The organism is Sutcliffiella tianshenii (genome assembly GCF_016908565.1).
GTDB classification, from domain to species: domain Bacteria; phylum Bacillota; class Bacilli; order Bacillales; family Bacillaceae_I; genus Sutcliffiella_A; species Sutcliffiella_A tianshenii.
The window spans coordinates 1-12,241 of the sequence record NZ_JAFBED010000001.1 but is presented as its reverse complement, the minus strand read 5'-3'; the positions used below and the strand labels follow the sequence as shown (position 1 = coordinate 12,241).

General features: G+C 42.9%; 15 protein-coding genes and 1 riboswitch. All 15 genes read left to right on the top strand.

Going from position 1 to position 12,241, the window contains the following annotated elements; translation table 11 throughout:
• Positions 1–11 precede the first annotated feature (11 nt).
• The 15 genes from JOC95_RS00075 to JOC95_RS00005 all read left to right on the top strand — a co-directional run bounded on the left by JOC95_RS00075 (position 12) and on the right by JOC95_RS00005 (position 11,930).
• Entirely contained in the window at positions 12–1,796 is a 1,785-nt protein-coding gene (locus JOC95_RS00075) for an acyl-CoA dehydrogenase family protein (RefSeq protein WP_204412319.1), read from the top strand.
• Between the two features lie 661 nt (positions 1,797–2,457).
• Positions 2,458–2,814: an arsenate reductase family protein gene (locus JOC95_RS00070; RefSeq protein WP_204412317.1), complete on the top strand. Its 357-nt coding sequence runs from the start codon at positions 2,458–2,460 to the stop codon at positions 2,812–2,814.
• A 69-nt stretch (positions 2,815–2,883) separates the two neighbouring features.
• The gene (gene gcvH, locus JOC95_RS00065) at positions 2,884–3,267 is read left to right on the top strand and encodes a glycine cleavage system protein GcvH (protein ID WP_204413368.1); all 384 of its coding nucleotides are present in this window, start codon (positions 2,884–2,886) and stop codon (positions 3,265–3,267) included.
• A gap of 65 nt (positions 3,268–3,332) precedes the next feature.
• Positions 3,333–3,578 (top strand): YusG family protein, encoded by a 246-nt coding sequence (locus JOC95_RS00060; protein WP_204412316.1) that lies wholly within the window; start codon positions 3,333–3,335, stop codon positions 3,576–3,578.
• Between the two features lie 151 nt (positions 3,579–3,729).
• A complete protein-coding gene (locus tag JOC95_RS00055) occupies positions 3,730–4,077 on the top strand; it encodes a toprim domain-containing protein (protein ID WP_204412315.1) in 348 nt (115 codons plus the stop codon).
• Positions 4,078–4,104: 27 nt separating this feature from the next.
• Entirely contained in the window at positions 4,105–4,419 is a 315-nt protein-coding gene (locus tag JOC95_RS00050) for a thioredoxin family protein (RefSeq protein ID WP_204412314.1), read from the top strand.
• 143 nt (positions 4,420–4,562) lie between these two features.
• Positions 4,563–5,144 (top strand): DUF4256 domain-containing protein, encoded by a 582-nt coding sequence (locus JOC95_RS00045; protein ID WP_204412313.1) that lies wholly within the window; start codon positions 4,563–4,565, stop codon positions 5,142–5,144.
• Between the two features lie 40 nt (positions 5,145–5,184).
• Complete coding sequence (locus JOC95_RS00040) at positions 5,185–5,718, top strand: dihydrofolate reductase family protein (RefSeq protein WP_204412312.1); 534 nt, start codon at positions 5,185–5,187, stop codon at positions 5,716–5,718.
• Positions 5,719–5,866: 148 nt separating this feature from the next.
• Complete coding sequence (locus JOC95_RS00035) at positions 5,867–7,138, top strand: MFS transporter (RefSeq protein ID WP_204412311.1); 1,272 nt, start codon at positions 5,867–5,869, stop codon at positions 7,136–7,138.
• Between the two features lie 123 nt (positions 7,139–7,261).
• Entirely contained in the window at positions 7,262–7,582 is a 321-nt protein-coding gene (locus JOC95_RS00030) for a hypothetical protein (protein ID WP_204412310.1), read from the top strand.
• A gap of 99 nt (positions 7,583–7,681) precedes the next feature.
• Positions 7,682–8,566, top strand: a complete 885-nt coding sequence (locus tag JOC95_RS00025; protein WP_204412308.1) for a diacylglycerol/lipid kinase family protein — start codon at positions 7,682–7,684, stop codon at positions 8,564–8,566.
• Positions 8,567–8,663: 97 nt separating this feature from the next.
• A riboswitch (SAM riboswitch) is annotated at positions 8,664–8,777 on the top strand.
• Positions 8,778–8,892: 115 nt separating this feature from the next.
• Entirely contained in the window at positions 8,893–9,918 is a 1,026-nt protein-coding gene (locus tag JOC95_RS00020) for a methionine ABC transporter ATP-binding protein (RefSeq protein WP_204412306.1), read from the top strand.
• Positions 9,911–10,567, top strand: coding sequence for a methionine ABC transporter permease (locus tag JOC95_RS00015; protein ID WP_204412304.1), 657 nt, complete (start codon positions 9,911–9,913; stop codon positions 10,565–10,567). Before JOC95_RS00020 ends, JOC95_RS00015 begins: the two co-directional genes overlap by 8 nt.
• A 19-nt stretch (positions 10,568–10,586) precedes the next feature.
• Positions 10,587–11,435 carry a MetQ/NlpA family ABC transporter substrate-binding protein gene (locus JOC95_RS00010; protein ID WP_204412302.1) on the top strand — a complete coding sequence of 283 codons (849 nt, stop codon included), beginning with the start codon at positions 10,587–10,589 and terminating at the stop codon, positions 11,433–11,435.
• Between the two features lie 123 nt (positions 11,436–11,558).
• Entirely contained in the window at positions 11,559–11,930 is a 372-nt protein-coding gene (locus JOC95_RS00005; RefSeq protein ID WP_204412300.1) for a carboxymuconolactone decarboxylase family protein, read from the top strand.
• Positions 11,931–12,241: the final 311 nt, after the last annotated feature.

Sequence of the window (12,241 nt, the reverse complement as noted above, 5' to 3'; positions counted from 1 at the left end):
AGGAAAATGATATGTCAAATACATTAGAAAATGTAGTCAAAGGCGGAAGCTTTCTACTGGATGATATTGCGGCTGAAAAAGTGTTCACACCGGAGGATTTCACGGATGAGCATAAACTGATTGCCAAAACGACAGAGGAGTTTGTGGTAAATGAAGTGGTTCCGAACCTGGAGCAGATCGAACACCATAATTTCGATATCTCTGTAAAGCTTTTGAAGGAAGCCGGAGAGCTTGGACTATTGGGAGCGGATGTACAAGAGGAATACGGCGGATTCGGGTTGGATAAGATCAGTTCTTCCCTCATCACGGAAAAATTCTCAAGAGCTGGCGGATTCTCCTTATCCTATGGGGCACATGTAGGTATCGGTTCCCTGCCGATCGTCCTCTTCGGAAATGAAGACCAAAAGCAAAAGTATCTGCCAAAGCTTGCATCCGGTGAATTATTGGCTGCATACGCATTGACAGAGCCAGGTTCTGGATCCGATGCACTTGGAGCAAAAACAACAGCTAAATTAAATGCAGAAGGCACCCACTATGTTTTGAACGGTGAAAAACAGTGGATCACGAATGCTGGATTTGCAGATGTATTTGTTGTCTATGCAAAAGTGGATGGCGAGCATTTCTCAGCCTTTATCGTAGAGCGCGGGTTTGGTGGAGTTTCCACAGGACCGGAAGAAAAGAAAATGGGTATCAAAGGCTCTTCCACCCGTACACTGATTTTGGAAGATGCTTTGGTTCCTAAAGAAAACCTTTTAGGTGAAATCGGACGCGGCCACGTTATCGCATTCAATATTCTGAATATCGGACGCTACAAATTGGCAGTTGGGACTGTAGGCGGATCCAAGCGTGGGATCGAGTTGGCGGCAACATATGCCAACCAGCGCCAGCAATTCAAAACGCCGATTGCAAAGTTTTCCTTAATCCAGGAGAAGCTTGCAAACATGGCAACAAAAACATATGCAACGGAAAGCTCCGTCTATCGTACAGTCGGTCTTTTTGAAGACAGCATGGGCCGTCTGACGAAGGAAGAAGAGAAAGATCCGAATGCAGTTGCAAAAGCAGTGGCTGAATATGCAATCGAGTGTTCCCTGAATAAAGTATTCGGTTCTGAAACACTTGATTATGTTGTGGACGAAGCGGTTCAAATCCATGGTGGATACGGTTTCATGGCTGAATATGAAGTGGAGAGAATGTACCGTGACTCCCGTATCAACCGTATCTTTGAAGGTACAAACGAAATCAACCGATTATTGGTGCCAGGCACCTTTTTACGAAAAGCCCTCAAAGGGGAGCTTCCACTGATCCAAAAAGCGCAAAGCCTGCAGGAAGAACTGATGATGCTCATGCCTGAGGAAGTTGGCGATGGCGTATTGGAGCAGGAAAAATATCTTGTAAAGAACGCGAAGAAGATTGCCATCCTGATGACAGGTTTGGCTGCACAAAAATATGGCAAGGCGTTGGAAAGAGAACAAGAATTGCTTGTCAACATCGCTGACATCATCAGCAATGTGTACTCCATGGAATCTGCAGTCCTTCGTACAGAAAAAGCGATTGCAAAGTCCGGTGAAGCGAAAAACAAGCAAAAGATCCTTTACACGCAAGTATTCTGCCAGGAAGCATTCAATCAGATCGAAGCGGATGCAAAAGAAACCTTGATTGCAGCAGAAACCGGAGACACACTGCGCATGATGCTTTCCGCACTCCGCAAATTCACACGCCACACACCAATCAATGTGGTTGCCAAAAAACGCGAGATCGCTGCATCCGTATTGGATGCACAGAAATATACGGTATAATATTTTTTGAATTCGGCGCTTGGAATTCTAAACCGTTCCTTTTTGAGGAGCTTAATTAAATATATGTGCCGAAATGAAAATCGTTTGGTCATCATTATTGGTATACAAAAAAGGGAAACTCGCCGTAGGAATTGGCGAGTTTCTTTATTATGAATATAAATACTGATTCGATTCGTCCTAATCTTTTATTTAAAATGTCTTGTCTTATCGCAGAGCCAGCAAAAGTAAAATAAGCGGAGGTTTTCCGGTTAAATGCAAAATGTAGCTTGTTTCAGGAGAAATAAGGGGAGTTTTTCCGCTTAAGTACAACAAAATCATCCATTTTTGAATTTTTGGAGTCAATAGGCGGAATTTCTCCGTCTATTGACTGCCGTTTTTAATGGTAATTACAAATTAAGCGGAATTTCTCCGTCTATTTATCTGCTCTAGTACCTAACCTAATCTCCCAACGAATAAGTGCGAGCGCTCTTGATCCTAGATGAAGGAATCTGCAGCCTAGTGCGGATATCAACAGCGGTGTATTGTGTTAAATAATTTGAAGAAGGATTTATGCAAAATAGGTCGAATAATACAAAATAGCGTGTTGAAAATTAGGAGTAATCTTCTCCTTTGTGCTACAATATATGAGTAAATTCATGTATGTAAGGTGGTGCAACACGCAATGAATGTGACATTTTACTGGTATCCGAAATGCGGCACTTGCCGGAATGCAAAAAAGTGGCTGGAGCAGCATGATGTAGCACTGAATGAAGTACATATTGTCGAAAATCCGCCTTCCCGCCAGGAGCTGGAAGAGCTATACAAGAAAAGCGGATTGGAACTGAAAAAATTCTTCAATACGAGCGGCATGAAATACCGCGAGCTTGGCTTGAAGGACAAACTTAAGAACATGTCTGAAGCTGAAATGCTGGATACATTGGCAACAGATGGCATGCTGATCAAACGCCCGATCACAACGGACGGCAGCAAAGTGACTGTTGGCTACAATGAAAAGCAGTTTGAAGACACCTGGAAATAAGAAAGCTCATTTCTTACCGTTATGCGGTATGAGTTCTAAATACTATCACTTTTATGGAGGTTAAGAATGATGAACACACCTAAAGAATTGCGCTATTCCGAAGAACATGAATGGGTAAAGGTAGAAGGCGAAAAAGTACGCGTTGGTATCACTGATTTTGCACAATCCGAGCTTGGAGATATCGTATTTGTGGAACTTCCTGAAGTTGGAGATGAAATTTCTGCAGATGAGCCATTTGGAAGTGTAGAATCCGTTAAAACGGTTTCTGAGCTTTATACTCCTATCAGTGGGAAAGTGGTAGAAGTGAACGAAGACTTGAATGACAGCCCTGAGTTCGTAAATGAATCTCCATACGAGAAAGCATGGATGATCGTGGTTGAGCCGACAGATGCAGGCGAAGTGGACCAGCTTATGACTGCTGAGCAGTATGAGGCAATGACAAAAGAAGACTAATAACAAATCCTCATTCCGGGCACCATAAATTTAGCTGCCAATACAGTCTAAAAGGGTGATATGGAATGACTTTGGATAAAAAACGACTAGATATTACAGACCGAGTTGTCGGGAAGATGTCCGATCAGGGCTTCAATCTCTATGTAGAGAATGAATCCATCGGTAGCATGACCTTAACGGAACAAGGGAATCAATATTCCTTGAAGAACGGGTATGAACAGGAAGGAAGCCGTATTTTCCAACAGGTTCAAGTCCCGTCAGAAAAAGATGCCAAATATGTAGATTGCGACTACGAAAATGGATGGTGTTAGCCATCGGTGGGGTTGGGACCTTAATAAGTTCCGCCCCTTTTTTCTATTAACTGCACTTATATTCAATAAAAAGGGGAACATTCATAGTAAGGAGAATATGAATAGTATAAAGAATGGCTGCTTTATACACTTTTAAGAACAGGTGATGGGTATGGAATTGATCGATGTCGATAAAATCATCATTGTCGAGGGGAAATCGGATAAAAAGAGGATTCAGCAGATTATCAACGAACCCGTTCATATCATATGTACGAATGGCACAATAAGTGTGACGCGTTTAGACGAACTGATGGAAGACCTATATGACAAGGAAGTGTATATATTGGTGGACTCCGACGATTCCGGCGACAAACTCCGGAGGCTTTTCAAGCGGGAATTCCCGGAAGCGGAGCATCTCTATATCGATAGGATGTATCGGGAAGTGGCAAGTGCGCCGTATCAGCATATTGCGACTGTCCTTCTAAGTGCAAATATCGATATTCATACACACTATTTATAATAAGCAATATGCATTGAGGATGAGGAAATGAAGGATTGGACAAGAGAACAGCTAATAGATGAGATGGAGAAAGACCAAGTTTCAGTGGTATACTTCTACACTCCCATGTGCGGAACATGCCAAGTGGCAAAGCGGATGCTTGAGGTGACAAAAGAGCTTTTCCCTGACTTTCATTATGGTATGCTAGACGTCAATTACATCCGGGAGCTTGCAATCCAGTGGGAAATAGAAAGTGTCCCCTGCCTGATGATTTTCAGGAACGGGGTCATACAAGAAAAATTATACGCTTTCCACTCGGTCGAGCATCTCTTCTTGTTATTTCAAAAATATAAAGAGGTATAATAGAAATGCCCAAGCACTGCATTTTGCAGTGCTTTTTACATGCTTAGGGAAGAATGATCGATTGAAGAAGGTTTCTGGGATAAAATGCAGAAATAGAACAAATAGTTAGTTTTACAATCAATCAAGTAAGGGGAGGAAGTAAATTGACCAAGACAGGTGAACTCAAAGCTAAAAAAGAACTGTCACAAGAACAAACTGAGGAATTACTAACAGTATTAAAAGCAAGGTTCGATAAAAACATGGATCGCCATGAAGGACTTGAATGGGAAAAGGTCCATGCCAAGCTGAATGCCAATAGTGAAAAACTGTGGTCCCTCAATGAAATGGAAAGGACAGGCGGCGAACCGGATGTTGTGGGCTATGATCAAGAAGCGGATGCATACATTTTTTGTGATTGTTCAGCTGAAAGTCCTAAAGGACGCCGAAGTGTTTGTTATGACAGGGAAGCATTGGAGGCAAGGAAAAAACATAAACCTGAAAATAGCGCTATGGACATGGCAACATCAATGGGCATCGAACTTTTGACGGAAGATGAATATCGGGCGTTGCAGAAACTAGGGAATTTCGATATGAAAACTTCGAGCTGGGTACAGACACCAGCTGATATCAGGAAGCTAGGCGGTGCGCTTTTTTGCGATTATCGCTTCGGTCACGTTTTCGTCTATCATAACGGGGCAGACTCCTATTATGGTGCGAGGGGTTTTCGTGGAATTTTAAGGGTGTGAATTTTTTCCAGAGTTCTATGCATTCAAGGAGGATTAATAAATGAGCAACCAAAGCAAAATCTTTTTTTATGGAGCCATCAGTGTCGATGGATATCTTGCACGTGAGGATCATTCATTGGATTGGCTGATTGGAACGGAAGGGGAGGAGAGCACGGGATATCAGGAATTCTACGACAGCATAGATATCATCGTGATGGGGCGTAAAACGTATGAACAAATCCAGATTCTATCACCGGACGAGTTTCCGTATTCCGGGAAGGAATGTTATGTATTTTCCCGGACGATGAACGGATCCAATGAGAATGTTACTTTCATCAACGAAGATGTGGTAGGATTCACCCGAACACTGAAGAGTCAAGAGGGTAAGAGAATATGGTTAGTCGGTGGCGGAGAGGTGCTGGACCCGATTCTTAAAGAAAAAATGGTGGATGAATTCATCATTCAAATTGCCCCATCCATCATTGGTCGCGGTATTCCCTTATTCATGCCAGGTGATCATGAAAACAGGTTAAAACTACTGGATGTAAGACGCTATAAGCAATTTGCAGAAATGCATTATGAGACAATCAGATAAAAAGGTTGCAGGCAGGACAGATAAATGTTCCTGTCTTTTTTTATTTTGGACGAAATAAACGAGGTGAATCAAGTAATTTTTCTCTTGCCATTTTTCAGAAAAAGGAGTAAATTTATTTAGGGATACGAAATAATGAAACAAGGGGAACATGATGAAAAACTTACGATGGCTTCAGTCATTTAAACAATATAACCGTAATATCCAATTGTTGTTTATGGTAAATATCCTGACCCAGATAGGGCTTGGGATTTTCATGATCGTTTATAATTTCTACATCAGGGAGCTGGGGTACAGCGAGACAGTCAATGGAAGCATGATTGCGATGGCTTCCCTGGCGGCGGCCATTGTCCTCATTCCGGCCGGGATTTTGAGCGATAAGCTAGGCAGGCGGAGAATGATGATATATGGAGTGCTGTTCACAGGCATCTTCATGCTTTTTCGAAGCATATTTGAACTGCAGTCACTCCTTCTGATCAGCTCCTTCATTTCAGGGATTGCGATGGCGTTCATCCAGGTGACAGGGGTTCCGTGGCTAGCAGAGATCTCCACCAAGTCCGAGAGGGTCAAATTGTTCAGCTACCATTTTGCAGTGATGATGGGGGCGAATGTAGTCGGCAACCTCTTGGGAGGAACGCTGACAGACTCGTTCCTGCACCTTTTCGGATTAAGTCCTGTATGGAGCGTCAGGCTCACATTATTGATAGGAAGCATCATTTTCTTCATCGGGATATTCCCGCTCTTAAAAACAACTGAAACTCCAAGGAAAGTGGAGAAAGCAAGCTTTTCCTTAAAAGGCCTTTTCACCTCGATGCCAAAAGGCCAATTAAAGTTGATCATCATGTTTGCCGCAGCACAGGTTCTCATTGGATTTGGTTCGGGGCTTGTCATACCATATCTCAACTTATACTTTGCAGATCGTTTTGATACCTCCAATTCATCCATCGGGCTAGTACTGTCATTGGGTCAGGCGGTGACCGCAGTAGCGATGATCATCGGGCCGGCTTTGGTGAGACGGGTAGGGGATATACGTGCAGTCGTTATTCTTCAGCTTTTATCCCTGCCGTTTATGATGATCACTGCATTTACACATAGCTTCTGGCTTGCCGCACTCGGATTCCTATTCCGTCAGGCACTGATGAACGCGGCCAACCCGATCATTTCCTCCATGATGATGGAAAAAGTGGATGACAGGCTGAAGGGGTTTGCGAATTCAATAAGCCAGATGGTGTTTTCGCTGGGTTGGGCAAGTATGGGACCGGTATCGATGACCATTGTATTGATGTACGGGGAATATTGGGGCTACGCAATCGTGTTCAGCATTACTGCTGTCCTATATCTGACAAGTTCCACTTACTTTTATTTGGCATTCAGAGGAAAATCGACGGCATCCTATCAAAAAGCCAGACTTAAGACATCATAGACTGACATATTTCTTGGGAAATGAAACCCTCAAAGTGGATTCGTGCGATATTTGTTGGAAAAAGATTGCAGGATTCCCCCCTTCTATTCATGAATATCTCTAGTATGAAAAGGGGGAGAAACAATGAGGAGCATGTTAGAACCATTTCTAGATAGAGTAAGAACGAAAACTCATATTCTTGAAATTTTGCCTACTTATTCACTTACCTGCTGTATGATTTCAGAAAATGAGCGTTCGGCATTCATCATAAGCAAAGGCAGGATAGAGTTGATTGACAAGTATGATTCCTTGGATATAAAAGTCGAAGGTCCATCAGAAATCCTATGTCAACTCTTTAGCGGGGCTGGTAAGCTTACCGATGAAAAGTTAGTTTTCCGGGGAAGTTTCCGCCAATTTCTGCTTTTGGATTCTCTTCTGAATCTAACTAAGGAATCCGCCACTTAACGGTAGGTCCCACTCATCTGTCCGAAAAAAAGGATAATGCTTTCATACTAGCGAAATAGTAGTTTACAGATAAAGAGAAGCAGAGCGGAGTGGTAACCTATGTATTATTTTATCGTAAACAAGACCTCGGGGAATGGAAAAGGCGCTAATGTCTGGAGTAAGGTTCAAAAGCTCCTGAAAGCCAAAGGGGTTGAATATCAGGTTTTGTTTACAGATGGCACCGAGAATGACAGAAAGCTTGTCGAAAGCAAAATTGGTTTGGAATGTACAGCCGTGGTCGTAATCGGGGGGGATGGGACGATCCATGGGGTGGCAAATGCGCTTGCCTATAAAAATGTCCCTTTGGGGATCATCCCTGCAGGCTCAGGAAATGATTTTGCCAGAAGTCTGCAAATACCAAAGGATCATGAAGGAGCCTTAAATAGAATCCTTACAGGAAAGGTTAAAACGATGGATCTTGGAAAGGTCGGGCAGGAATATTTCATCACCATTGCCGGGATAGGGTTTGATGGGAAGGTTGCCAAGGTGACAAATGAATCCAAGATGAAGAAGCTCCTTAATAAAATGAGTTTGGGGAGTTTATCTTACATATATAGCCTGATAAAAGTTCTTATTACATATCAACCTACCACTTTGACAATAAAAATCGATGAAAGGATCCATCGTTTTTCGGAAGTGTGGATGATATCCGTTGCCAATCTTCCCTTTTATGGAGGGGGCATCAAAATTTGCCCGGATGCTATAGCTGATGATGGCTTATTGGACATCTGTATCCTGCATGGGGTAAATAGATGGGAACTGTTGATGGTCTTTCCTCGTGCATTTTCAGGCAGTCATATCACTCATAAAAATGTCACGATGCTAAAAGGGAAAGACATTTTTATAACTCCTGAAAAAGATTTGGTGATCCAGTGTGATGGGGAGATTGTAGCACATAATCCAATTGCACTTACGGTGGAAAAAGAAGCTTTGCATATTTTATGATTTTTTTGTTTGACAGACCAATATCACCGTGATACGATAACACTCGTTACTTAAAAAATAATCTGATTTACCCAAATACTTAACTAAATATTGTAATCTCTTATCGAGAGAGGTGGAGGGACGTGCCCGATGAAACCCGGCAACCGTCAACAAGGAATTGTTGAAATGGTGCCAATTCACACAAAGCATTATGTGCTTTGATAGATGAGAGAAAGGACTCTTTTAATATTTAATCCTTTCTGCTCATTGCTGCGGAAAGGATTTTTTGTTTTCTATTGACAGGTGTGGGTAAGCTAAGAGAAGCAGGCTAGAAGGAAGGTGTTCGTATGATTTCATTACAGGGTGTAAAGAAAGTATTTCAAACGAGAAATGGAAAAGTCACTGCTGTGGATGATATAGATTTATCGATTAATCAAGGAGAAATCTTTGGCATCATCGGTTATAGTGGTGCAGGGAAAAGCACATTGATCCGTATGCTGAATGGATTGGAAACTCCAACAAGCGGTGTGGTGGATGTTGCCGGCCGTGATTTAGGAAAAGTCAGAGGAAGACAGTTGCGTGAGGCACGTCAGGAAATCAGCATGATATTCCAGCATTTCAATCTGCTGTGGTCAAGGACGGTAAAAGAGAATATTGCCTTTCCACTGGAGATTGCAGGCGTTAATCGTGAAGAGAGAAACAAGCGGGTAGCGGAGCTTGTAAAGCTGGTCGGTCTGGAAGGACGGGAGGATTCCTATCCAGCCCAACTCAGTGGAGGTCAAAAGCAGAGAGTCGGTATTGCCAGGGCGTTGGCAAATAACCCAAAGGTTCTTCTTTGTGATGAAGCGACCTCGGCACTTGATCCACAAACAACAGATTCCATTTTGGAGCTGCTGGTGGATATCAATAAGAGATTAAAGCTGACAATCGTATTGATTACGCATGAAATGCATGTTATCAGGAAAATCTGTCACCGGGTAGCAGTCATGGAGGCAGGAAGAATCGTGGAGCAAGGAAATGTACTCGACGTTTTCCGTAAGCCACAACAACCGATTACAAAGCGCTTTGTAAAACAGGTCACTGAGCCTGAGGAAACACAGGAGACGATAGAGCATCTCTTGGCCGAGTTCCCGCAGGGCAGAGTCATTCAACTCACTTTTGTCGGTGCATCTGCCGAACAGCCGATCATCACGAACTTGATACGCAAGTTTGCAATAGACGTCAATATCCTGCAAGGGAAAATCTCTCAAACCCAAAACGGGGCATATGGCACATTGTTTGTCCACTTGGACGGGGAAGAATCAGAAGTGGATAAGGCGCTCGCATACATCCGTGAACAGCAGGTGGAGTTGGAGGTGATGACGAATGTTTGAACGCGTCAACTGGGATAAGATGTACGATGCAACGATGGAAACACTTTATATGAGTAGTATCTCGGTGCTGATTACCTTTTTCTTAGGTATTATTCTTGGACTTCTATTATTTTTAACGGCTAAGGGAAACATATGGCAAAACAGATTCATCAATGAATTGGTAGCAGCTGTCGTCAATATATTCCGTTCCATTCCATTCGTGATCCTGATTGTATTGTTGATTCCTTTTACAAGGGCGATACTGGGTACCATTATCGGAGCGGATGCAGCTTTGCCGGCATTGATTATCGGGGCAGCCCCTTTCTACGCACGCATGGTGGAAATCGCCCTCAGGGAAATTGACAAAGGTGTGATTGAAGCGGCCCGTTCGATGGGTGCGAAAACCTCAGAGATCATATGGAAAGTTTTGTTGCCGGAATCGATGCCAGCACTTGTTTCTGGGATCACGGTGACAGCCATCGCAATTGTAAGCTATACCGCAATGGCTGGCTTTGTCGGAGCCGGCGGGCTGGGGAACCTGGCATTCCTTGATGGATTCCAGCGTAATAACTGGGATGTCACTTTTGTATGTACCATCATCATTTTAATCATTGTGTTTGTTATCCAATTCATTGGTGACTTTATAACAGCTAAATTAGACAAACGATAAGAAAGCGGGGATTTTACAGATGAAAAAATTATTAAGCTTTGCAGTCATTTCATTATTGGTTCTAGTACTTGCTGCTTGCGGTTCCAATGGGGACGGCGGGAACGGTTCAGGCGATGGTAAAGGTATTAAAGAAGGTAAGTTGGTGGTAGGTGCTTCAAATGTACCTCACGCTGAAATTCTTGAAGAAGCAGCACCTTTGTTGGAGGAAAAAGGAATCGAACTTGAAATTAAAACATTCTCTGACTATGTAATTCCTAACCAGGCTTTAAAAGATAAGGATCTTGATGCCAACTTCTTTCAACATGAGCCATACCTGAAATCTCAAATCGCAGATAACGGCTATGAGTTTGAAAGTGCCGGTGGTGTCCATATCGAGCCAATCGGTGTTTATTCCAAAAAACATGATAGCCTGGAAGATCTTCCAAAAGGCGCGGAAATCCTGATGAGTAACTCTGTTGCCGATCACGGCCGTATTCTTTCCATGCTTCAGGAAAAAGGATTGATCACCTTGAAAAAAGGTGTGGAAAAAACAGCAGCAACTGTGGAAGACATTGAGAAGAACCCGAAAGATTTACAGTTCAACACACAATTCGAAGCTGCTTTCCTTCCTCAAGCATACTTGAATGGTGATGGCGATGCAGTTCTGATTAACGGGAACTATGCACTTGGTGCCGATATCGACCCTGCCAAAGAAGCGATTGCACTTGAGTCACCTGAAGACAATCCATATGTGAACCTTGTAGTTGTCCGTTCTGAAGACAAAGACAATGAGCAGATCAAAGCATTGGTGGAAGTTCTTCAATCCGAAGACATCAAAAAGTTCATCGAAGAAAAATACCAAGGCACTGTCATTCCTGCTGGGGAGTGATGGTAGCTGAAAAAGCGTCCTTCATCGGGCGCTTTTTTTATCGGATGGTCATGTCGATGAATACATTCCTCCTTCCTGAACAAATACTAACACTGTGAAAAATCAGGATGGGAGTTGTTACAAATGGAACAACAATATGAACCGAAGAACTATGCAGAAAGCGCACTTCATGACTATAAAGCGGGTTTAGGTGTCTTTACCGAAAAAATGCCGGAGCTTGCACATCACTATAATGAATTCACGGAAGCCTGTTTCAAGGAAGGTGTGCTGGACAGAAAGCAGAAGCAGCTCATAGCGCTTGGTGTGAGTGTCTATTCTCAGGACGAATACTGTATCGTGTACCACACGAAGGGTTGCCTTGATCAAGGAGCTACAGAACAAGAGATATTGGAAGTATGCGGTGTGACAGCGGCTTTCGGCGGCGGAGCAGCAATGAGCCAGTCCGTGACACTGGTGCAGTCGTGCATTTCGGATTTTAATGATTTGAAGCATTAATCACCGGATAGCTGTTGGAAAGTGATTTAGCACTCACTTTTTGGCAGCTTTTTTTTATGCAAGCTTTTGAAGGGGTTAAAGGACTTTTCAAGGTGATTGTCTGAGGAAAAAGGGCCAATAGAAGGAGTCTAAAGGACTTTTCAAAGGGATTGTCGGTAGAAAAGGCCAATAGAAGGGGTCTAAAGGACTTTTCAATGTGATTATCGATGGAAAAAGAGTCAAGTCCTGATTATTGTGTAAAATTGCAGGCAATGATTTCAACCCTATTATTTTTTTGGCGAAGCTTCCATGGACTTTTTTCTTCAAATCTG